The 21,595-nt window shown below is 71.3% G+C and carries 24 protein-coding genes; 14 read left to right on the top strand and 10 right to left on the bottom strand.

Annotation, left to right across the window (positions count from 1 at the left end; all coding sequences use genetic code 11):
• Window positions 1-85: 85 nt before the first annotated feature.
• Complete coding sequence (locus OG735_RS09980) at window positions 86-877, top strand: enoyl-CoA hydratase/isomerase family protein (protein ID WP_327322777.1); 792 nt, start codon at window positions 86-88, stop codon at window positions 875-877.
• Between the two features lie 84 nt (window positions 878-961).
• On the opposite strand, the gene OG735_RS09975 is transcribed toward OG735_RS09980, so the two are convergent.
• Window positions 962-1,645, bottom strand: coding sequence for a hypothetical protein (locus tag OG735_RS09975; protein WP_442812402.1), 684 nt, complete (start codon window positions 1,643-1,645; stop codon window positions 962-964).
• 75 nt (window positions 1,646-1,720) lie between these two features.
• On the opposite strand from OG735_RS09975, the gene OG735_RS09970 reads away from it, so the two are divergent.
• From OG735_RS09970 to amaP, 5 genes are read left to right on the top strand one after another with little or no spacing between them, the layout of a single operon-like run.
• On the top strand, window positions 1,721-2,215 hold the full coding sequence (locus OG735_RS09970; RefSeq protein ID WP_327322775.1) for an Asp23/Gls24 family envelope stress response protein: 495 nt from the start codon (window positions 1,721-1,723) through the stop codon (window positions 2,213-2,215).
• A gap of 11 nt (window positions 2,216-2,226) precedes the next feature.
• Window positions 2,227-2,418, top strand: a complete 192-nt coding sequence (locus tag OG735_RS09965) for a hypothetical protein (RefSeq protein WP_327322774.1) — start codon at window positions 2,227-2,229, stop codon at window positions 2,416-2,418.
• Between the two features lie 4 nt (window positions 2,419-2,422).
• Window positions 2,423-2,794: an Asp23/Gls24 family envelope stress response protein gene (locus OG735_RS09960; protein WP_327328267.1), complete on the top strand. Its 372-nt coding sequence runs from the start codon at window positions 2,423-2,425 to the stop codon at window positions 2,792-2,794.
• The gene (locus OG735_RS09955) at window positions 2,791-3,435 is read left to right on the top strand and encodes a DUF6286 domain-containing protein (RefSeq protein ID WP_327322773.1); all 645 of its coding nucleotides are present in this window, start codon (window positions 2,791-2,793) and stop codon (window positions 3,433-3,435) included. Before OG735_RS09960 ends, OG735_RS09955 begins: the two co-directional genes overlap by 4 nt.
• Window positions 3,436-3,442: 7 nt before the next feature.
• Window positions 3,443-4,030: an alkaline shock response membrane anchor protein AmaP gene (gene amaP / locus OG735_RS09950; RefSeq protein WP_327322772.1), complete on the top strand. Its 588-nt coding sequence runs from the start codon at window positions 3,443-3,445 to the stop codon at window positions 4,028-4,030.
• 18 nt (window positions 4,031-4,048) lie between these two features.
• Here the strand turns inward: amaP and OG735_RS09945 are convergent, their stop codons facing one another.
• From OG735_RS09945 to OG735_RS09920, 6 genes are all read right to left on the bottom strand, one after another.
• On the bottom strand, window positions 4,049-4,804 hold the full coding sequence (locus OG735_RS09945) for an SDR family oxidoreductase (protein ID WP_327322771.1): 756 nt from the start codon (window positions 4,802-4,804) through the stop codon (window positions 4,049-4,051).
• A 4-nt stretch (window positions 4,805-4,808) separates the two neighbouring features.
• Entirely contained in the window at window positions 4,809-6,593 is a 1,785-nt protein-coding gene (locus OG735_RS09940; protein ID WP_327322770.1) for a glycoside hydrolase family 15 protein, read from the bottom strand.
• A 30-nt stretch (window positions 6,594-6,623) separates the two neighbouring features.
• Entirely contained in the window at window positions 6,624-7,412 is a 789-nt protein-coding gene (locus OG735_RS09935) for an SURF1 family cytochrome oxidase biogenesis protein (RefSeq protein WP_327322769.1), read from the bottom strand.
• 99 nt (window positions 7,413-7,511) lie between these two features.
• Window positions 7,512-7,745, bottom strand: coding sequence for a hypothetical protein (locus tag OG735_RS09930; protein ID WP_266542878.1), 234 nt, complete (start codon window positions 7,743-7,745; stop codon window positions 7,512-7,514).
• A gap of 63 nt (window positions 7,746-7,808) precedes the next feature.
• The gene (locus OG735_RS09925) at window positions 7,809-8,786 is read right to left on the bottom strand and encodes a DEDDh family exonuclease (RefSeq protein ID WP_327322768.1); all 978 of its coding nucleotides are present in this window, start codon (window positions 8,784-8,786) and stop codon (window positions 7,809-7,811) included.
• Window positions 8,787-9,101: 315 nt separating this feature from the next.
• Window positions 9,102-9,722 carry a TetR/AcrR family transcriptional regulator gene (locus OG735_RS09920; protein ID WP_327322767.1) on the bottom strand — a complete coding sequence of 207 codons (621 nt, stop codon included), beginning with the start codon at window positions 9,720-9,722 and terminating at the stop codon, window positions 9,102-9,104.
• A 105-nt stretch (window positions 9,723-9,827) separates the two neighbouring features.
• Here OG735_RS09920 and OG735_RS09915 point away from each other — a divergent pair, with 105 nt between their 5' ends.
• From OG735_RS09915 to OG735_RS09880, 8 genes are all read left to right on the top strand, one after another.
• On the top strand, window positions 9,828-10,625 hold the full coding sequence (locus OG735_RS09915) for an acetoacetate decarboxylase family protein (protein ID WP_327322766.1): 798 nt from the start codon (window positions 9,828-9,830) through the stop codon (window positions 10,623-10,625).
• Window positions 10,625-11,509, top strand: a complete 885-nt coding sequence (locus OG735_RS09910) for an SDR family NAD(P)-dependent oxidoreductase (protein ID WP_327322765.1) — start codon at window positions 10,625-10,627, stop codon at window positions 11,507-11,509. The genes OG735_RS09915 and OG735_RS09910 overlap by 1 nt, the downstream gene beginning before the upstream one ends.
• 10 nt (window positions 11,510-11,519) lie before the next feature.
• Window positions 11,520-12,806, top strand: coding sequence for an amidohydrolase family protein (locus OG735_RS09905; RefSeq protein ID WP_327322764.1), 1,287 nt, complete (start codon window positions 11,520-11,522; stop codon window positions 12,804-12,806).
• Window positions 12,803-14,065, top strand: a complete 1,263-nt coding sequence (locus OG735_RS09900) for an amidohydrolase family protein (RefSeq protein ID WP_327322763.1) — start codon at window positions 12,803-12,805, stop codon at window positions 14,063-14,065. The genes OG735_RS09905 and OG735_RS09900 overlap by 4 nt, the downstream gene beginning before the upstream one ends.
• Before the next feature lie 24 nt (window positions 14,066-14,089).
• Window positions 14,090-14,824: a VIT1/CCC1 transporter family protein gene (locus tag OG735_RS09895; protein WP_327322762.1), complete on the top strand. Its 735-nt coding sequence runs from the start codon at window positions 14,090-14,092 to the stop codon at window positions 14,822-14,824.
• 143 nt (window positions 14,825-14,967) lie between these two features.
• A complete protein-coding gene (locus OG735_RS09890) occupies window positions 14,968-15,873 on the top strand; it encodes a sterol desaturase family protein (RefSeq protein WP_327322760.1) in 906 nt (301 codons plus the stop codon).
• Entirely contained in the window at window positions 15,870-16,562 is a 693-nt protein-coding gene (locus tag OG735_RS09885; RefSeq protein WP_442812401.1) for a lysoplasmalogenase, read from the top strand. Before OG735_RS09890 ends, OG735_RS09885 begins: the two co-directional genes overlap by 4 nt.
• Window positions 16,563-16,591: 29 nt before the next feature.
• On the top strand, window positions 16,592-17,635 hold the full coding sequence (locus OG735_RS09880; protein WP_327322758.1) for a zinc-dependent alcohol dehydrogenase family protein: 1,044 nt from the start codon (window positions 16,592-16,594) through the stop codon (window positions 17,633-17,635).
• Here the strand turns inward: OG735_RS09880 and OG735_RS09875 are convergent.
• The 3 genes from OG735_RS09875 to OG735_RS09865 all read right to left on the bottom strand — a co-directional run bounded on the left by OG735_RS09875 (window position 17,625) and on the right by OG735_RS09865 (window position 21,375).
• Window positions 17,625-18,212, bottom strand: coding sequence for a hypothetical protein (locus tag OG735_RS09875; protein ID WP_327322757.1), 588 nt, complete (start codon window positions 18,210-18,212; stop codon window positions 17,625-17,627). The two genes, OG735_RS09880 and OG735_RS09875, sit on opposite strands and share 11 nt — an antisense overlap.
• 65 nt (window positions 18,213-18,277) lie before the next feature.
• A complete protein-coding gene (locus tag OG735_RS09870) occupies window positions 18,278-19,741 on the bottom strand; it encodes a CoA transferase (RefSeq protein WP_327322756.1) in 1,464 nt (487 codons plus the stop codon).
• 101 nt (window positions 19,742-19,842) lie between these two features.
• The gene (locus OG735_RS09865; protein ID WP_327322755.1) at window positions 19,843-21,375 is read right to left on the bottom strand and encodes a S8 family peptidase; all 1,533 of its coding nucleotides are present in this window, start codon (window positions 21,373-21,375) and stop codon (window positions 19,843-19,845) included.
• Window positions 21,376-21,595 lie beyond the last annotated feature (220 nt).

Raw genomic sequence — 21,595 nt, 5'->3', positions numbered from 1 at the left:
CGGTCGGTCGCAGGGTCGACCGGGTGGTTACTGTGCAGTCACTTATCTTCGTTTGCAGTGACTGTTCCCGAACCGGAGGCACCCCATGGCTTCGCTCGACTCTGTGCTCGACAAGGACGGCGTACGGCTCACCGTCGAGGACGCGGTTGCCACGGTAACCCTGACCAACCCGGACAAGCGCAACGCCCAATCTCCCGCTCTGTGGCGGGCGTTGGCGCAAGCGGGGCGGTCACTGCCGGGCAATGTGCGGGTCGTGGTGCTGCGCGGCGAAGGCAAGTCCTTCTCCGCCGGTCTCGACCGGCAGGCGTTCACGCCTGAGGGCTTCGACGGCGAGCCGTCCTTCCTCGACCTCGCACGGGGCTCCGACGAGGAGCTCGACGCGGTCATCGCCGAGTACCAGGAAGCGTTCACCTGGTGGCGCCGTAGCGACGTCGTGACGATCGCGGCCGTCCAGGGCCATGCGATCGGAGCCGGCTTCCAGCTCGCCCTCGCCTGCGACCTCCGGGTCGTCGCGCAGGACGTGCAGTTCGCTATGCGCGAGACCAGCCTCGGGCTCGTCCCGGACCTCACGGGCACGCACCCGCTGGTGTCGCTCGTCGGCTACGCCCGCGCGCTGGAGATCTGCGCGACCGGCCGTTTCGTCCACGCGGACGAGGCGGAGCGTACCGGTCTCGCCAACCTCGTCGTGTCCGCTGATGAACTGGACGGTGCCGTACGGGACCTGGCGTCCGCACTGCTGGCGGCGCCGCGGGACGCGGTGATCGAGACGAAGGCGCTGCTGCAGGGTGCGGGCACCCGCTCGTACGAGGACCAGCGCACCGCGGAGCGCGCGGCGCAGGCGCGCCGCCTGCGCGACCTGGCGGGCCTTGCGGACTGATCCGCCCGGCCACCCTGGTCACCCCGGTTCACTCCGGTTCACTCCGGTTCACGCCAGTACCGCCCCGGTTCACGCCGGTCCGGTTCACGCAGGTACCGAGGTGACCAGCACCGCCACCGGTCGGCCGTCCGCGAGCGCCGCCGTCACCGCCTCGCGGACCGCCCGGACCACATCCAGCGGGTGATACCCGCTCGCCGTCGCCACCTCGACACGGACATGATCGGGCGCCAGGTGCACCGCCGCGCCCAGCGCGGCCGTCAGATGCGCGACACCCGGCGCTCCGGATGCCGCCGTGCCCGCCGGGTCGCTCGCGGTGACGGCCCGTACCCCGGGTGGCGGCGCGGGTGCCGGGGCTTCCGGGGCGCCGTCCAGCAGCTCCGTCACCCGCAGATCCACCTCCGAGACCTCGAGCCCCAGGAGATCCACCGCGGCCGTGAACAGCGCGGCGCGCAGGGCCGCCGCGGCGGCCGGCAGCGGCTCCACTGCCGAGGCCGCGAAATCCGCCTCGATCCGCAGTGGCCCCGGCGGCAGGGCGCTCGGCGGAGCCGGTACGGCAGGCCGAGCCGTCGAGTCCGGGTCGGCGAGCCCCAGCCTGAGCCGCCCGAGCGCCACCCCCCGTACCCCGGCCGCCGCGCGCCGCAGCACCGTGTCGGCCGCCTGCTCGGTCAGCCAGGCCCCGTCCGCCGCCCCGCCCAGCGGGAGCAGCCTGCCGAGGCCGAGCCGTCGCCGTACCGCATCAGCAGTGGTCACTACTCCAGCCTGCAGCATCCCCGGCGCGAAACCGGGCAACCGCACTTAATGTGGGCAGCGGAGTCCACCACCGCCCGGAAAGGACGAACGGCGATGAACGACACCGCTCAGTGGAACCGGTCCGAGGCCGCTGGTAACGATCCGTCGGGCTCGGGCGAAGGTCTCAGAAAGACGCCGGGGATCAAGCGCGGCGGCGGTGATCCCGCGTCCCGCGGCCGTACCACCATCGCCGACGGCGTGGTGGAGAAGATCGCCGGACTCGCGGCCCGCGAAGTGCCCGGTGTCCATGCGATGGGCAGCGGCTTCTCCCGTACCCTCGGCGCGGTCCGCGACCGTGTGCCCGGCGGCAGGTCCAATGTCACCCGAGGCGTGAAGGCCGAGGTCGGCGAGGTGCAGACGGCCCTCGACATCGAGATCGTCGTCGACTACGGCGTCTCCATCACCGAAGTCGCCCGCGCGGTCCGCGAGAACGTCGTCTCGGCGGTCGAGCGGATGGCAGGTCTCGAGGTCGTCGAGGTCAATATCGCGGTCAGCGATGTGAAACTGCCCGATGAAGAAGAGGACGAGCCGGAGCCGCGTCTCCAGTAGAGGAGCTCACGATGAGCATGGCGGTGGTCGGCCTGATGGCCGGCATGGCGCTCGGCTTCGCCGGATACTTCGGCGGCTTCGGCGCCTTCCTGCTGGTGGCCGCGTTGGGGGTGGTCGGCTTTGTCGCAGGCCGCTTCCTCGAGGGCGACCTGGAACCCGGCTACTTCTTCCGGGGTCGTGACCGCGGCGACCGGCGGCGGTGACGCCGTGGCCGCCGGGGGTCCCCCCGCCGGAGGCAGGGGGAGCGTCGCGGCCGCCGAGCGCGGCGCGACCACGATCGCCGACCGGGTCGTGGCGAAGATCGCCTCGCAGGCGGCGCGGGAAGCGCTCGACGGCGTACCGGAGGGCGGCTCACCACCCAACGCCACGGTGACGGTCCACCATGACGCCGCCCGGGTGCGGGTCAGCCTCGAACTCGACTATCCCTCCGACATCGGCGCTCAGTGCGGTGCCGTGCGTCATCGAGTCGTCCAGCGGGTAAAGGCGTTGGCGGGGATGGACGTGCCCGAGGTGGCCGTGCTGGTCGAGCGGCTGCACTCCGCCCACTCGCGCAGCGCGGCTCAGGGGAGGATCCGATGAGCGAGCCACAGTCCGCACCGCCCGTACTCGATCTGGACCAGTCCGCATCGGCAGCGGCGTACGAGCCGGTTCCGGTCAGGGACGGCGAAGGCGGCAAGGCCGGACGCTTCTGGTCCGTGCGCCGGGTTCCGGCCGGGCTGCTGGCGGTGGTGGTGCTCGGCGGTGCGGGTCTGCTGCTGTACGACATCGCGGCGGTACGGGCCGACCGCCCGGCCATGCAATGGCGCCGCGCCACCGCGGAGCATCTCGCGAAATGGCGGCTGGAGGAGGTGGGGGAGCTGGCGTGCGCGGGGGTCGTGATGCTCCTCGGCGTCGGTCTGATCGTCCTCGCTGTGACACCCGGACTGCGGGCGCTGCTGCCGATGCGCCGCGACACCCCTGCCGTACGCGCCGGTCTTGACCGGGCGGCCGCGGCGCTCGTGCTGCGGGACCGGGCGATGGAGGTCTCCGGGGTGCAGTCCGCACGCGTACGGATGGGACGCGCCAGGGTCTTGGTGCGGGCGCAGTCCCACTTCCGTGAACTCGACGACGTACGCGCCGATCTGGACTCGGCGCTGGCCACCGCCATCAAGGAACTCGGCCTCGCCAGGCCGCCGGCCCTGGCCGTGCATGTCGTCAGGCCGCCGGCGAAGAAGAGGTGAGGGCGCGATGGGCGCAAAGCTGCGAGTGGTCAACCGGGTCCTGCTGGGCCTTGCCGGGCTGGTGCTGCTGTGCGTGGGTGGCGGGGTCATGGCGGCGGGGGCCGGGCTCTCCGTGCCGTCCTGGTGGCCCTGGGACGGGCGCCACGATGTGCTGCTGAGCAAGGCGGACCGGTACCGCTGGCGGGACGAGGGCTGGTGGTGGCCGACGGTCATCGCGGCGCTCGCGGTGCTGGTGCTGCTCGCCGTGTGGTGGCTGCTCGCCCAACTGCGGCGCTCCCGGCTGGCGGAAGTCCTGGTCGACAGCGGCGACGGCGAGGGCGCGCTGCTGCGGGGCCGCGCGCTGGAGGGCGTGCTGGAGGGCGAGGCGAAGGCCCTGGACGGGGTCGCCCGCGCCCGGGTGAGCCTGACCGGCCGCCGGAGCACGCCCGAGGCCCGGGTGGACCTGCTGCTGGAACCGCACGCGGCGCCCGTCGAGACGCTGGCGCGCCTCACGGACGAGGCGGTGGCACACGCACGGGACTCGGCGGGCCTGGCGTCGCTGCCGGCGGAGGTCCGCCTCAGGGCGGCGAAGCATCGGGCGCAACGGGTGAGTTGAGCGGGCGCCCGCAACGCCCTAGAACCCGTGTCGCGCGCCCCCGTCCACCGGGAGCATCACTCCCGTCAAGTACGACGCCGCCGGCGACAGCAGGAACGCCGCGGCGTTGCCGAACTCCTCCGGGGTGCCGTACCTCCGCAGCGGAATGCGGGACTCGTGCGCCGTACGTGCCGCCTCCGCGTCGCCCGACAGCGCGTCGAGTTCGCGCACCCGGTCCGTGTCGATACGGGCCGGCAGCAGGCCGACGACCCGGATGCCGCGCGGGCCCAGCTCGTCCGAGAGGGACTTGGCGAAACCGGCCAGGCCCGGACGGAGGCCGTTGGAGATCGTCAGCCCCGGGATCGGCTCATGGACCGAGCCGGACAGGACGAAGCCGATGACGCCGCCCTCGCCCAGCGCCGCCGCCGCGCTGCGGGCCAGGCGCACCGCGCCCAGGAAGACCGACTGGAAGGCCGCCTCCCACTGCTCGTCCGTATTGTCCGCGGCGAAGCCCGGTGCCGGGCCGCCCACGCTGATCAGTACGCCGTCGAGGCGTCCGAATTGTGCCCGCGCCGCCGCGACGAGGCGCTCCGCCGACGCCGGCTCGGCGTTGTCGGAGGCGAGACCCACGGCGTTCGGGCCGAGTTCCGCGGCGGCGTCCGCGACCGCCTTCTCGCCGCGCCCGCTGATGACGACCTTCGCGCCGTCGGCGACAAGCGCACGGGCGGACGCGTGGCCCAGCCCCCGCGACGCACCCGTGACGATATAGACGCGGTCCTTCAGTCCAAGATCCATGGGCCTATCCTGCCGTGTCTTCCCCGCCCAGTGCGAGGGCCGTGTTCACCAGCCCGATATGACTGAAGGCCTGAGGGAAGTTCCCGACCTGGCGCCCGCTCACCGGGTCGTACTCCTCGGCGAGCAGACCGACATCGTTGCGCAGGGTGAGCAGCCGCTCGAAGAGCTCCCTGGCCTCCTTCACCCGGCCCGTCATCCGCAGCGCGTCCGCCAGCCAGAACGAGCAGGCCAGGAACGCCCCTTCGCCTCCCGGCAGCGCGTCGACCGCCTTGTTGTCCGTGCTGTAGCGGCGCACCAGACCGTCGTGGCCGAGCTCCGCCCGTACCGTGTCCACCGTCCCGATCACCCGCGGATCGTCGGGCGGCAGAAAGCCGACCCGCGGGATCAGCAGCGCCGCGGCGTCGAGTTCCTCGGAGCCGTACGACTGCGTGAAGGTGTTCCGTACCGGGTCGTACCCCTTCTCGCACACCTCCCGGTGCACCTCGTCCCGCATCGCCCGCCACCGTGCCACGTCACCGCGCAGCGAAGGGCGCTGCTCCAGGGTCCGTACGGCACGGTCCGCCGCGACCCACGACATCACCTTGGAGTGCACGAAGTGGCGGCGCGCGCCCCGTACTTCCCACAGCCCCTCGTCCGGCTCACGCCACTTCGACTCCAGGAAGCCGAGCAGGCTGAGCTGCAGATTCCAGGCGTGCTCCTCCGCGGACAGGCCCGCCTCCCGCCCCAGATGGAGGGAGTCGATGACCTCTCCGTACACATCGAGCTGCAGCTGGTGTACGGCCGCGTTGCCGGTACGGACCGGTGCGGAGCCCTCGTGCCCGCTCAGCCACGGCAGTTCCGTCTCGGGCAGCCGGCGCTCGCCGGCCAGCCCGTACATGATCTGCAGATCGGCGGGGTCGCCGGCCACTGCCCGCAGCAGCCAGTCGCGCCAGGCCGCGGCCTCGTCGAGGTAGCCGGCCGAAATGAGCGCGTCCAGCGTGAGGGTGGAGTCACGCAGCCAGCAGAAGCGGTAGTCCCAGTTGCGTACGCCGCCGATCTCCTCCGGCAGTGACGTGGTGGGCGCGGCGACGATCCCGCCGGTCGGCGCGAAGGTAAGTGCCTTGAGGGTGATCAGGGAGCGGACGACGGCCTCGTGGTACGGGCTGTCGCTCCGGCAGCGCGAGGACCACTGGGTCCAGTCCTCCAGGCTCTGCTCCAGCGAATCGAACGGGTCGACGAGCCTTGGCCGCGGCTCGTGCGAGGGATGCCAGGTGAGGACGAACGCCACCTTCTCGCCCGGTCCGACCGTGAACGACGAGCGGGTGCTGAACTGCTGTCCCCAGGTCTTGACCTGCGGCTCGCTGCGCAGCCATATGGAGTCGGGGCCCGCGATCGCCACCCGGTGCCCGTCCGAGCGCCGCATCCACGGCACGACGGAGCCGTAGTCGAAACGCAGCCGCAGGGTCGCGTTCATCTCGACCGTGCCGCTGACGCCCTCCACGATCCGGATGACATCGGGCGCTGTGTCGCGCTGCGGCATGAAGTCGAGGACCTTCACAGTGCCGGTCCGGGTCTCCCACACCGACTCCAGGACGAGCGATTCACCGACGTAGCTGCGGCGGGTGCACGGACCCGCGCCTTTGGGGGCGATCCGCCAGTGGCCGTTCTCCTCTTCGCCGAGCAGCGCGGCGAAGCAGGCCGGAGAGTCGAAGCGGGGCAGGCACAGCCAGTCGATGGAGCCGTCTTTGCCGACCAGCGCCGCGGTCTGCAGATCGCCGATGAGCGCGTAGTCCTCGATACGTTGGGTCACGCTTTGGCGTGTTCCCGCCGAACGCTGCCGTTAAGCAGTCGCGGGGGCCGGCTCCGGGGCGCTCCCGGCCTCGGCCGACTGGCGGTCGCGCTTCTCGCGGCGTACGAGTGTCACCCAGCCGACAGGTACGGCCGCGGCGAACAGCCACCACTGGACTGCGTACGCCATGTGCGGGCCGATGGACTCGTGGTCGGGTTCGGGGATCAGTTCCGGGTTGCCGCCCGAGGGCTCGGGCCCGCTCTGTTCCAGATAGCCGCCGAGGACGGGCCGGCCCAGCGACTTCGTCTGCTGGGCGCTGTTGATCAGCATGATCTGGCGGGGCGGCAGACCGGACAGGTCCTTGATTCCGCTGGCACTCGTCGTCTCGTCGGCCTTGAGCCGGCCGGTGACGGTCACGGTGCCCTTGGGCGCGGCGGGTACGGGCGGGAAGGACTTCTGGTCGGCGGCGGACGAGACCCAGCCACGGTTGACCAGGACCGCCCGCCCGTCGGCCAGGACCAGCGGGGTCAGCACATGGAAGCCGACCCGGTCGTCGGCGGACGTGCGGCGGCGTACGACGACTTCGCGCGCGGTGTCGAAGGTGCCGGTGGCGGTGACCTGGCGCCAGTAGTCGGTGCGCGGGACGGTGTGCCCCGGGAAGGTGAGCTCGGTCACGGGGACGGGCTTCGCCTTGAGGTTCCGCGAGATCAGGGTGTTCTGCTCGACCCGGTGCTCGTGCCGGTGAAGCTGCCAGAAGCCCAGCTCGATCATCGCGGGGATGAGGACGAGGGCGATGAGGGTGAGGATCACCCACTGCCGGGACAACAGGAAGCGGTACACCCCATGACCGTACAACTCGGGCCATGGGGTGCGGCGGGTGGGGGTCGGGGTGCGGCCCCCGGGCGCGGGGCCTGGGGCCGTGGGTTGTGGGGCGTGGGATCAGACTTTGTCGACGATGCCCGCCCTCCCGTCGGCGCGGGCGCAGTGCCCGCCGCAGAACCAGTGGCCCTCGACCTCGACGCCCTGGCCGATGATCTGGACCCGGCAGTGTTCACAGATGGGCGCCATGCGGTGAATGGCGCAGGAGAAGCAGTCGAAGACGTGCACCGCGCCCTGCGCGTGCACCTCGAAGGACATGCCGTAGTCGTTTCCGCATACCTCGCAACGTGCCATGCGCCACAGGGTGGGACGCGAGGCGCCACGGGGCGAGCGGTCGCCGGGCGAGTCGCGCCGGGTTCACTCCGATGCGGGTGCCGGAGCCACGTCCCGCAACAGCTGGGTGAAGGCCGCCTCGTCGATGACCGGTGTGCCGTACGACTTCGCCTTGACGGTCTTCGAGGTCGACGCCTCCGGATCGTTGGTCACCAGCAGGCTGGTCAGCCGGGAGACGCCGGAGGCGATATGCAGCCCCGCCTCGATCGCCCGGTCCTCCAACAGCTCGCGGTCGACGGAGGTGTCGCCGGAGAAGGCCACCCGCATGCCTTGCGTGAGCGGCTTGTCCGCCTCGTACCGCCCGGGGTTGGGATAGGGGCAGGGCGGGCGTTTGCGCGAGGGCCGCCAACTGCTCTGTCCGTACGAGGCCTGGTAGCCGATTCGCGGGGTGGCGGGGGAGTCCGACCACTCGGTCAGCGGGCGGCACTCCAGCAGCGGCAGCCGCACCCCGTCGCGGGCCGCGGTGTGCAGACTCGGCCGGAACGCTTCGGCCAGCACGCGTGCGTCGTCGAGCGCGTGGTGCGCCCGCTGCTGTACGACACCGAAGTGCGCGGCGAGCGACGCCAGCTTGTGGTTGGGCAGCGGCAGCCGCAGCTCCTTGGAGAGTGCGATGGTGCACAGTCGCTGGCGGGTGGGCGCGGTCCGCTCCGAGCGTGCGTACTCCCGGGCGATCATCGACCAGTCGAAGATGGCGTTGTGCGCGACGAGGACCCGGCCGTCGAGCCGCTCGGAGAACTCACCCGCGATCTCGCCGAAGAGCGGGGCGCCCTCCAGCACATCGCTGGTCAGACCGTGGATCCACACCGGGCCCGGATCCCGTTCCGGGTTGACCAGGGTGTACCAGTGGTCCTCGACATTGCCCCGGGCGTCGAGGCGGTACACCGCAGCGGAGATTATCCGGTCGTCGCGGGCGAGTCCGGTGGTCTCCACGTCGACGACCGCGTACCCCTGTGGGTACGCGGCCGGCCACACTGTTGCTGCGGTTGTACGGTCGTCGAGCATGGTCACAGAGAATACGGGCCGGGACTGACAGTCCCCCCATCCGCCCGGCTCGGTTACCGGGCCCGCGACGAGGCCCGTCGGTGACCGGGGCCAGGCCGGGGCCAGGCCGGGGTGGCCGTCGACCGCTCCGGGGCGGAGCGGGCAGACGGTAGCTGTCGCTCCTTCGGGGGACGTGGAACCGGGCCCGGGCGAGCAACCCCCGCTTGCCGGCAGTGGGTTCGGAGGCAGGCGCGGCGCCGTTGTCCCGGCCCCTCCGGTCGCTGTCGTCCCATTCCTGTCGTCCGATTCCTGTCGTCACGTTTCAGTCGTCCGGTTTCAGTCGTCCAGCAGGGCGCTCACCAGCGCCCGTACCGAGGCGGTGAACAGCTTCTCCGGATCGGCGGGTTGCGCCAGCGCGCGGGCCAGCGCGAGGTCGTGTTCCGCCGCGCCGGCGCCCTCCCACAACTCGCCCTCGCCCGGCGACTGGACGGGCGAGCGTTCGCGGTTGCGCTCGACGAGTACGAAGCCGACGACCTGGAACTGCACGGCGCGCACGGCCTCGGCGGCGCGCGCCCCGCGCAGCCCGGCCGCGTGCACCTCATGGACGAGCGCCTGCTGTGCGGGCAGGAACATCCTTTCGGTGAGCCCCCGTTCATGGACCATCGCGATCAGATGAGGACGGTCCCGCAGCTCACGGCGGAGCCTGCGTGCGACCGAGACCACGCGCCCGGCGGGTGTAAGGCCGGTGGGCCGGATGGCGCCCATCTCCTGGACCGTGCGCTCGACCAGCGCGTCCAGCAGCGACTCGCGATTGCCCACATGCCAGTAGATCGAGGTGACGGCGGTGCCGAGCTCGGCGGCCAGCTTGCGCATCGTCAGGGCCTGCGGGCCGTGCTGCCTGACGAGGGCGGCAGCCGAGTCGAGGACCTCGTCGCGGGTCAGGGCGGTTCTCGGCATGGTGCCCCCAATTCCGGTACGTGCACGGCTCTTTACCCTTCATCGGCTGCGGTGTAACTGTGTTACAGACCCCCGGAAAGGACACTCCACGAAGGGCGGTACGACATGGCACGCGTACGGTACGGCGCGCGCACCGAGGCGGAGATCGCCGCGGCCCGCGCATCCAGTTCCAAGCTCCCCGACATCTGGTCCACGGGCGTGGTGGCGCTCTGGGAGAGCGACCCGGACGCGGTGGCGGCCGTACTGCCGCCGCCGCTCAAGCCCACCGAGCGGCCGCTCGTACGGGCCGCCATCAGCAAGGTCGACCTGCCCGGCTATCCGCTCGGCGCCGGCTCTGTTGCGGTCGCCGCGCTGCACGACGGCCGCGAGGGCTGGTACCCCCTGGTCATGCCGATGACCCATGAGCGCGCGCTGATCGGCGGCCGTGAGGTCTTCGGCGAGCCGAAGAAGCTGGGCGAGGTCGGTGTCGAACGCGACGGCCTGGTCGTACGGGCGGTGCTCGCCCGGCACGGCATCGCCTTCGTCGAGGTGCGGGGCGCGGTGGACGGACCGCTTCCCCTGCCCGAGCCGGCCGAGAAGCTCGACTTCTACTTCAAATTCCTGCCCGCCGTGGACGGCCAGGGCTTCGACGCCGACCCGGTCCTCGTCCACTGCATCCGTAACGAGAAGTTCCGCAGGCTGGAGAGGATCACCGGCGATGTGGTGCTGCGCGAGTCGATGTACGACCCCGTCGCCGACCTCCCCGTACGCAGTGTCGTCGAGCTCACCATCGGAGAGAAGACCACCGACCAGAAGGGCCGGGTCGCGGAACGGGTCAGCGCGCAGGCGCTGCTGCCGTACATCCATCAGCGCTACGACGACCCTCAGCAGATCCTCGACGGCCCGCCCGAGGGGAGCGTCTGATGGAGTTGACGGCGGGTCGGATCGCCGTCGTCACGGGCGCCGCGAGCGGCATCGGCCGTGCGATGGCGCGCCGGTTCGCGGCGGACGGCCTGAAGGTCGTCCTCGCGGACGTCGAGGAGAAGGCGCTGCGCGAGGCCGCGGACGAACTGACCGAAGAAGGCGCCCAGGTGCTCGCCCGCACCGTCGACGTCAGCGACCGGGCCTCCGTGCTCGCACTGGCGGACGTGGCGTACAGGACCTTCGGCGCCGTCCATGTGCTGTGCAACAACGCGGGCGTCGGTTCCGGTGCCGAGGGCCGGATGTGGGAACACGAGCCCAACGACTGGAAATGGGCCTTCGCCGTCAACGTCTGGGGCGTCTTCCACGGCATCCAGGCCTTTGTGCCGCGCATGATCGAGAGCGGCGAGCCGGGCCATGTCGTCAACACCTCGTCGGGTGACGGCGGGATCGCCCCGCTGCCCACCGCCTCCGTCTACGCCGTCACCAAAGCGGCCGTCGTGACGATGACCGAGTCGCTGTACGCGCATCTGAAGGCGGAGCACGCGCGCGTGGGCGCGTCCGTGCTCTTCCCGGGACCGCACATGCTGCGCACCGGACTGTGGGAGTCGCACCGCAACCGGCCCCAGCGATACGCCAAGGAGCGGCCGCGCAGGACGCCGTACCGCAGCCTCGACCAGTGGGAGGCGGCGATGAGGGACGCCGGGCACGAGGTGACGTTCACGCCGGTCGAGGAAGTCGCCGCACTCGTCGTGGACGGGATCCGTGCGGACCGGTTCTGGATGCTGCCGGAGAGCGAGCACAGCGACCGGCAGATCCGCGCCAGGTCGCAGTCGATGCTCGACCGTGCCAACCCGTCGTACCTGGAAAGCTTCATTCTCGATTGAGGGATGCGTGATGTCGGACCCGTACCTGATCATCTCCTCCGACTGCCATGCCGGACTGCCGACCGAGCAGTACCGGCCCTATCTGGACAGCAGGTTCCACCGGGCCTTCGACGGTTTCCTCGCCGGGCGCGACGCGCGCCGTGAGGAGATGAACCGGCTCGGCGTACGCAACGAAGCCTTCGCGACAAAGTGGTTCAGCGACAACTCCGAGGGCCTGAAGGGCGGTTGGGACACCACCCAGCGGATCAAGGAGCTCGACGGCGACGGAGTGGCGGCCGAAGTCGTCTTCCCGGACGCGGACGCCGTCGACAGCCGGACCGCCGCGCCCTTCGGGGTCGGCCTGGGACTCTCCGGCGACCAGGACCCCGACCTCGGCATGGCGGGCGCGCAGGCGCACAACCGCTGGCTCGCGGAGTTCGTCGGCGGCAACGCGGAGAACGCGGCACGCCACTGCGGGGTCGCCCTGCTGCCCGTCACCGGCGAGGTCGACAGGGTCGTCGCCGAGATCCACCGGGCCAAGGAGTCCGGGCTCGGCGCGCTGATGATCCCCTCGATGTGGGTGGACAAGGCGCCGTACCACGACCGCCGTTACGACCCTGTGTGGGCCGCCGCGGCCGAGACCGGCATGCCGGTGGTCACCCACTCCGGCGCGGCGCCGCGCCATGAGTACGGCGACCACCTGGGCATCTATGTCTCGGAGGTGACCTGGTGGCCGGCCCGCCCGCTGTGGTTCCTGCTCTGGTCGGGCGTCTTCGAGCGTCACCCGGGCCTGAAGTTCGGCGTCGCCGAGTCCGGCTGCTGGTGGCTGCCGAACCTCCTCTGGTTCATGGACCGGCTCTATCTCGGCGCGCACGGCGGAAAGAAGCTGTCGCCGTTCGCCGAGCTGAAGCGGCCGCCGAGCGAGTATCTCGACAGGCAGATCTTCATCTGTGCCACCAACACCAAGCGGCGCGAGCTCGCCCAGCGATACGAGATCGGCGTCGACAACATCCTCTGGGGCAGCGACTTCCCGCATCCGGAAGGGACCTGGCCCAACACCCGCGCTTGGCTGAAGAACACCTTCCACGACATCCCGGTCGCCGAGACCCGACGCATGCTGGGCCTGGCCGCGGCGGAGGTCTTCGGCTTCGATGTGTCCGTGCTGGACCCGATCGCCCGGCGGATCGGCCCGACGCCGGCCGAACTGGGCCAGTCCGAAGACCAGTCGGCCGTCGAGGCGTCGTGGGCGAGGTCGCGTGAGGTCGGCCGCCACTGGCTGACCGACAACGACTTCCCGGTCCTGGGAGCGTCGTCATGACGGAGCGCGTGTCGGGACGGGTGTCGAACCGCGTGGCGGCCCGCTACACCGTCATCTCCGCCGACTGCCATGCCGGGGCCGATCTCCTCGACTACAAGCCGTACTTGGAGAAGAGGTACCACGACGACTTCGACGCCTGGGCGGCCACGTACATCAATCCGTACGAGGATCTCCTCGCCGACACGGCCGACCGCAACTGGAACTCGGACCGGCGGATGGCCGAGCTGGAGGCGGACGGCATCGTCGCCGAGGTCGTCTTCCCCAACACCATCCCGCCCTTCTTCCCCAGCGCCTCGCTGATGGCCCCGGCGCCGACGCGCGAACAGTACGAACAGCGCTGGGCCGGACTGCGCGCCCACAACCGCTGGCTCGCCGACTTCTGCGCGGCGGCCCCCGGGCGCCGGGCGGGCGTCGCGCAGATTCTGCTCAACGACGTGGAAAAGGCCGTCCGTGAGATCCACCGGATCAAGGAGGCGGAACTCACCGGGGGGATCCTGCTGCCCGGTACGCCGCCGGGCTCGGGCCTGCCCGAGCTGTACTCGCAGACGTACGACCCGATCTGGGCGGTCTGCGCCGAGCTCGGCCTACCGGTCAACCACCACGGCGGCTCGGCGTCCCCGCCGCTGGGCGAAGAACCGGCGGCCCGCGCGGTGTTCATGGTGGAGACCACCTGGTTCTCGCACCGGGCCCTGTGGCACCTGATCTTCGGCGGCGCCTTCCGCCGCCACCCGGAGCTGAAACTGGTCCTCACCGAACAGGGCTCCGGCTGGATTCCGGGCGTGCTCGACATGCTGGACTACTACCACTCGCGCCTGGTGGCCGCGGCGACGAAGGCCGCCACCGCCGAGTCCAAGTTCGGTGCCGGGCTTGCCGCTTCGATGGGCAAAGGCCCCAGCGAGGTCTGGCGCGACAACTGCTTTGTCGGCGCGAGCTTCATGCGCCCGCACGAGGTGCCGCTGCGGGACCGGATCGGCCTCGACAAGATCATGTGGGGCAGCGACTATCCGCACGACGAAGGCACTGCTCCGTACTCCCGCGAAGGCCTCCGCATCGCCTACGCGGGTCTGCCGAGGGACGAGGTCGCGGCGATGGCCGGCGGCAACGCCGCGCGTGTGTACGGCTTCGACCTCGGCCTCCTCGACCCGATCGCGGCGAAGGTCGGTCCGACGGTCGAGGAGATCGCCGAGCCCCTGGCAGAGATACCGGCCGGCGCGACGAGCCCCGCGTTCGCGCGGGGCGGGTCGGTGCGCGTCTGGTGACGGGCCGGGTGAGACCCTCCCGGGGTGACTGACGGACCCCACGACGGACCCCACGACGGACCCCACGACGAAGCCCACGGCGGGGCCCTCGGCGCGCGGCTCAACTGGCTCCGCGCCGCGGTACTCGGCGCCAACGACGGCGTCGTCTCCACCGCGGGCCTCGTCGTCGGCGTCGCCGGAGCCACCGGCTCGCGCGACACCCTGCTCACCGCCGGACTGGCGGGACTACTGGCCGGCTCCATGTCGATGGCGGTCGGCGAGTACGTCTCCGTGTCCACGCAGCGCGACTCGCAGAAGGCGGCGCTGGCCGTGGAGCGACGCGAGCTGCGCGAACAGCCGGAGGAGGAACTCGATGAGCTGACCGTCCTGTTGATGTCCCGCGGCCTGTCCCAGAAAGTGGCACGGGAGGCGGCGCAGCAGCTCACCGAACGGGACGCACTGCGCGCCCACGCGCGCGTGGAGCTCGGCATCGACCCGGACCAACTGGCGAACCCCTGGCACGCGGCCGGCGCCAGCTTCCTGGCCTTCACGGTCGGCGCGCTGCTGCCGCTGCTGGCGATCGTCCTGCCGCCGGCGTCGATGCGGTTGTACGTCACCGTGGGATCGGTGCTCACGGCCCTGGCCCTGACGGGCTGGTGGAGCGCCCGCCTGGGCGCGGCGGCGGCGGGCCCTGCGGTGCTGAGGAACCTGGGCGGGGGAGCGCTGGCGATGGCGGTGACGTACGGGGCGGGGTCGCTGCTGGGCGCGGCGGGCGTCTGAGAGCCGCCGGACCGGACCGTACGGGACCGGACCGTACGCATGCCGACTTGGCAGAAGTCACCAAAGGTTGCTGACATCACGTCTCGCATACTTGTCGGTAACAACGTCTAGCCGCGCCCGGCCCCCGCCTCTACGGTGCACCCATGCCGAACCTGCCCGATGTCGTGCTGTGGTCGATACCCGCCTTCGTGCTGCTCAGCGTCCTGGAGATGGTGACCGTCCGCCTCCATCCGGACGAGGACGCCGCCGGATACGACGCCAGGGACGCCGCCACCAGCGTCGGCATGGGGCTCGGCAGTCTCGTCTTCGACTTCCTGTGGAAGATCCCCATCGTCGCGATCTACACCGCGGTCTACGAGCTCACCCCCGCGCGCGTCCCCGTCCTGTGGTGGACGATCCTGCTGATGCTGCTCGCGCAGGACTTCTTCTACTACTGGTCCCACCGCGGCCACCACGTCATCCGGATCCTGTGGGCCTGCCATGTCGTGCACCACTCGAGCCGGAAGTTCAACCTCACCACGGCGCTGCGCCAGCCCTGGACGAGTCTGACGGCCTGGCCGTTCTATCTGCCGCTCATCGCGTGCGGTGTGCATCCGGCCGCGCTCGCCTTCTGCTCGTCCGCCAACCTCGTGTACCAGTTCTGGGTGCACACCGAGCGGATCGACAAGCTGCCGCGGCCCTTCGAGTACGTACTGAACACGCCCTCCCACCACCGGGTGCACCACGCCTCCCAGGGCGGCTATCTGGACCGGAACTTCGGCGGGATCCTGATCGTCTGGGACCGGCTCTTCGGGTCGTTCACGCCCGAGACCGAGCGGCCCGTGTTCGGGCTCACCAAGAACATCGAGACCTCCAACCCGCTGCGGGTCGCCACGCATGAGTACGCGGCGATCGCCCGGGACGTACGGGCCGCGGGCACCTGGAGCGAGCGGGCCGGGCGGGTCTTCTGCGGACCCGGCTGGCAGCCGGAGCCCCGGACTCCGGCGGCGGCTACCGCGCCGGAGTCGGGGATCCCGGCGGCGGCTGCCGCGCCGGAGCACGCCGCGTGAGCGCGGTGCCGCAGGTCGGCACCGCCGTCGCGGGCCGTGCGGCGTCCCGTGATCGGATCGGCCGGGCCCTCCTCCTCTCCTTCCTCCTCGCCGTCGGCTGCGATCTGGCCTGCCTCGGCCTCGGCCCGGACATCGGGCACCAGATCGCCAAGCCCCTCCTCATGCCGCTGCTCGCGGCGTACGCCGTCACCCGCGGCGCGCCCCGGACGCTGGTCGCCGCACTGCTCCTCGGCTGGGTCGGCGACGTCTTCCTGCTCGGCGACGCGGACTGGGCCTTCCTCGTCGGCATGGGGTCGTTCGCCGCCGGACACGTCTGCTACCTGGTCCTCTTCCGACGTACACATACGTCCACACCGCTCGCGGCGGTGTACGGCACCGCCCTCGTCGGTACCGTCGCGCTGCTCTGGCCCGACCTCCCCGCCGAGCTGCGCATCCCGGTCGCCGGCTACTCGCTGCTGCTCACCGCCATGGCATGCCGCTCCAGCGGACTCGGCCCCGTCGCGGGCGCGGGCGGGGCGCTCTTTCTGCTCTCCGACACGCTGATCGCCACCGGCGTCGCCGAGTGGCCGCAACCGCCCGTGCCCGATTTCTGGATCATGCTCACCTACTGCGCGGCGCAGCTGCTGCTGGCCACTGGCGTGCTGGCGCGGGTTCCGCAGGCGTACCGTGAGAGTCGTACATCCGTATGACACTCGTCTGATCAGCAAGGATTCGCCGCATGCGCGCCACCGTCATCCACGCCCCGCACGACATCCGCGTGGAGGAGGTGCCCGATCCGGCGATCCAGCAGCCCACCGACGTGGTCCTGGGTGTCCTGCGCGCCTGCATCTGCGGCAGTGACCTGTGGGCGTACCGCGGCGAGTCCGCGCGCCAGCCGGGGCAGCGCATCGGACACGAGTTTCTCGGCGTGGTCGAGGAGGCCGGTTCCGCGGTCAGCGGCTTCGCGCCCGGCGATCTTGTCGTCGCTCCGTTCGTCTGGTCCGACGGCACCTGTGACTTCTGCGGCGAGGGCCTGCACACGTCCTGCCCGCAGGGCGGCTTCTGGGGCTCGGTCGGCTTCGACGGCGGTCAGGGCGAGGCCGTGCGCGTGCCCTTCGCCGACGGCACCCTCGTCAAGCTCCCGGCCGAAGCCGCATCCGACGACCGGCTGCTGACCGCGCTGCTCGCGCTCTCCGACGTCATGGGCACCGGACACCACGCCGCCGTGGGCGCCGCGGTGCGGGCCGGCTCCACGGTCGCGGTCGTCGGCGACGGGGCGGTCGGACTGTGCGGCGTGCTGGCTGCCAAGCGGCTCGGCGCCGAGCGGATCATCGCCCTCGGCCGCCACCAGGTGCGTACCGACATCGCGAAAACCTTCGGCGCCACCGATGTCGTCGCCGAGCGCGGCGAAGCGGCAGTCGCGGCAGTCCGCGAACTGACCGGCGGCCAGGGCGCGCACGCCGTGATCGAGGCCGTCGGCACCGAGCAGTCGATGCGCACGGCCGTCGGGATCACCCGCGACGGCGGCGCGATCGGCTACGTGGGCGTGCCCCACGGCAGCGGTACCGGTCTGGACCTCGGCGTGATGTTCGACCGGAACATCGCCCTGCGCGGTGGCGTCGCGCCCGTCCGCGCCTACATCCCCGAGCTGCTGCCCGACATTCTGGACGGCACGATCGACCCCTCGCCCGTCTTCGATCTGTCGGTCGGCCTCGACGGCGTCCCGGCCGGCTACAAGGCGATGGACGAGCGCACCGCGCTCAAGGTCATCATCAAGCCGTGACCGAGGGGGCCTGACCCGGATCGCCGGATGAGGCCGCCGTGCTCCCCGCGTCCGTCGTCTGCGGCTCGGGGACGCGGCGCAGCCTGATCTCGTGCGGCAGGTCGGAGTACTCGTCGTGGCGCAGGGCCCAGCCCTGCGCCTCGGCCGTCCGCAGGACGTAACCGGCGCCCACGGCACGGTACTTGCGTACCGGTATCTCGCAGGTCGACGGCGGCACGGGCTTGTTCTTGCCGTGCGGCGCGGTCGCCTTGCGCGTCCAGTCCGCCACCTCCTTGTCCGCGCGGCGTCCGTAGAAGGCCGTGTCGCCCTCGTGCCGGAGCTCGGGCCACGACACGAACCAACGCGGCCAGACCTGCAGCCGGTCGCCCAGCGCGTCGATGGTCTTCTCGAAGCCCTTCTCGAACCCGGGGATCAGCGCGAACAGATCGCCCACGAAAGCGATCGCGAGGAAGAACGCGAAGCCCGCCAGCAGCATCGCCCAGTGCAGTGGCAGCACGATGACGGTGAGGACGAACCGCAGCGTCAGCTCTGCGACGGACCGGGCGGGCAGCGGCTCCCAGGAACTCTCGTGGTACACGGGTGACTCCAGGTACGGGCGGGGCACGACGGGCGGACGGGCAACGGTAACCTCCGCGACCGTGCTCAGCGCCACTCGGGCGCGTCCGACCCCCAAAAGCCGGGTGGGCGTGACCAGTTGGCCGGGCCGCCGGCGAAGGAGACCGGCGGCAGGGCGTGCCGCAGTCGGCCCATGGGGCTGTCCGTCTCCGTGAGCCACCGCTCGGAGTCGTACGCACCAGACTTCTCGGTCTCCTTGGCCTCCTCGGCCGGATCCTTCGTGAGCCGGTTCATCAGCCAGGCCGCCGTCTGGGTGAGGGAGAGCCGCACCAGCCGGGCCCTGCCCTCGTCGTGCTGCTCGGTGAGCGCGCGCAGTACCCCGGCCGCCAGCAGATATCCGGTGCCGTGGTCCAGCGCCTGGGCGGGCAGCGCGCCGGGCTGTCCCTTACCGCCCTCGATCGCGGCGATACCGGTCGCCACCTGCACCAGACTGTCGAAGCCGCGTCGTTCGGCCCACGGCCCGTACCGGCCCCACGCGGAGAGCTGCGCGATCACCAGCCCCGGGTTGCGTACGGCGAGCGCGTCGGCCGTCATTCCCTTGAACTGGTCCAGCGCGCCGGGACGGTAGCCCAGCACCACCACATCGGCGCTCTCCAGCAGTTCCTCGAAGATCCGCCGATCGCCCACCCGGTCGCCCAGGTCCATCCGGGTCGACCGCTTCCCCATGCCCGTGTCGTTGTGCGCCTCCTGGCTCTCCGGCAGCCCGGGAGCGTCGATCCGCAGCACATCCGCGCCGAGCAGGGCGAGAGTGCGGGTGGCGACCGGCCCGGCGAGCACCCGGGTGAGATCCAGGACCCGCAGCCCGGCGGCCGGGAGCAGGGTCTCGCCCGTCAACTCCGGCAAGGTGCGCGGTGGTTGCTCGTCGCGCTCATGGACCGGCGCGATCGTCAGCAGCGGGTGCGCGGCGGCCCGCGATCCCTGCTCGTGCGCCGCCCACTCCTCGGGCGTACGGGCGGCCACGGCGAGACCACCGGCCGCGTACACCGTCTCCTCGACCTCCGCGGCCCGGCGCCCGCCGATCTCGGCGGCGACGGCCTCCACGCCCGCGTCGCCGGGCAGCCCGAGCGCGGCCAGCAACCGGGCCCGGTGGTGCGGGTAGTTGGCGTGCGTACGGACCCAGCCGTCGCCCGCCCGCCAGAAGCGGGACAGCGGAGCGAAGGTCGTCGGTGCCACGCCGTCGACCCGCACCAGCCGGTCGCTGTGGAATGCCGCGGTCACCGCTCCGTCGTCGACCCGGACGGCCGGGACCCGGCCGCCGGTGCGGCGCGCGGCGAGCTCGGCGGCGGCCAGTGCGCAGACCGCCACGCAGGAGCGGGCCAGCTCCATGACGGGCAGTTGGGCGGGCAGCCCGCCCGTGCCTTCGTACCGGACGCGGTCGAGGAGCGCGGGATCGCCGCCGAGCGCCGCCCACGCGTGGGCCGTACCGGCCGACGACCGACCGCTCGAAGACCGACCGCTCGCAGGCGTACCGCTCAAGGATGTGTGAGCCATGCACGCACTATGGCACTGAGTGCCACCCGAGTGCCATAGGAACCCGTGGACACGCACAGGGGCCGGACGCGGCACTCCGCGTCCGGCCCCGAGCAGCACTGTTACCGGCGAACCGCGTCCAGGGCGTCGGCGACACCCGTTCCGTAGAAGCCGTTGTTGCGCTTGCCGCCCTCGCACACCGCGTCGACCGTGCCGTCGCCGTTGATGTCGTACGGGTTGGTGCAGGCCGTGTCGTCGGCCTCCGCGTAGAGCAGCGCCTTCACCTGCGCCGCCGAAGCGTGCGGGTGCTTCGACTTGATCAGCGCGACGACGCCCGCGACATGCGGCGAGGCCATCGACGTACCGGCCTTGTAGCCGTACTTGCCGCCCGGCAGCGTGGAGAGGATCCGGCCGTCGGTGGCGGGGGCGTCCGGCTTCTGGAAGGCCGTCGAGTCGCCGCCCGGGGCGGAGATGTCGACCATGCCGAGGCCGTAGTTGGAGTACGAGGCCTTCAGGCCCTTGGCGCCGAGCGCGGTGACGGTGACGACGCCGGGGAGCTGGGACGGGATGTCCAGGCACTCACGCGGGTTGATCACCCGCTCGACCGGGGTGGTGTCGTTCGGGCTCGTGGTGTCCGTGATCTCGTCGACGGCGAGGTCCATCCTGGAGTTGCCGGCCGCGGCGACGTTCACGGTGCCCTTGCGCTCGGCGTACCGCGTGGCGCGGGTGACGGCCTCGACGAGGGCCCCCTGGTCGGGGTCGTTCTTGCAGTTGAACAGCCACGGGTCGGTGTAGTAGCTGTTGTTGGTCACATCGACGCCGTGCTCGGCGGCCCAGACGAAGCCGCAGACGACCGACTCGGTGTAGAAGAATCCGGCCGTGGTCGCCACCTTGATGCCGGCGACCCTGACGCCCGGCGCGACACCGGTGACGCCGATACCGTTCTTGGCCGCGGCGATCGTGCCCGCGACATGCGTGCCGTGGTCGCTCTCGCCGGCGGCCGGCCGCCAGGAGCCGGGTGTGGTGTCCGGCTTGCCGCTCACGCAGTTGGCCGACGCGTTGGCGTTGAAGTTGGGCGCGAGGTCGGGGTGCGTGTCGTCGACACCCGTGTCGATGACCGCGACCGTGACCTTCTTGCTGCCCAGCGTCTTCTCGTGAGCCTTGTCCGCCTTGATGGCGGGCAGGTCCCACTGGAGCGGCTCGAGCGGGTCCTGCCCCGACTCGGCCTGCGCCGCCGCGGTCTTCGCCTCCTGGGCGGTGAGCGGGCGCTCGGAGTTGATCGAGGTGTCGCTCGCGGCGGCGATCGGCGCGGTACGCGTCGCGCCGGCCGAGGCGACGCCCCTGACCTGGCGGATCGTCTTGGCGAAGTCCGGGTTCTGCGAGTGGACGACGATGACGCCGATCCGGTCGTAGGCGATCACCACCGAACCGCCGGCCTTGGCTATCGCCTTCTTGACCGACTTGGCGGTGCCTTGCCCGCCCTTGACGTTCACGACGTACGACAGCTTCGGGCCGTCGGTCACCACCGCGGCGGGTACCTCGTCCACCGGGGCTGCCGAGGCGGCTCCCGCGGGAAGGAAGCCGAGCGAGGCCGTGAGCGCCAGACCTGCGGGCAGGGCGAGTGCGCGCCGCCGTCTGGATCCCAGATGAGCCATGGGTTCTCCACATCATCCGTGACAACCGCCCAGACAGACGCGAATGGGCGGGTACATGACCAGCGAAGCTATCGCTGATCATGCGGCCCCATCAATCAGTTCGAGAAGAAACCGGGAAGAAAAAGGCCGACGCTGAACCACTTCGACGCGCTCTCCGTGCCGTTGTCAGGGGGTGGAGCAACATCAAACCGTCCCCGACCGTGAGGTTCCGCTGTGACCA

This window comes from Streptomyces sp. NBC_01210 (assembly GCF_036010325.1).
Taxonomy (GTDB): Bacteria; Actinomycetota; Actinomycetes; order Streptomycetales; family Streptomycetaceae; genus Streptomyces.
The sequence above is the reverse complement of the archived record's forward strand: the minus strand, read 5'-3'. Positions and strand labels throughout refer to the sequence as shown.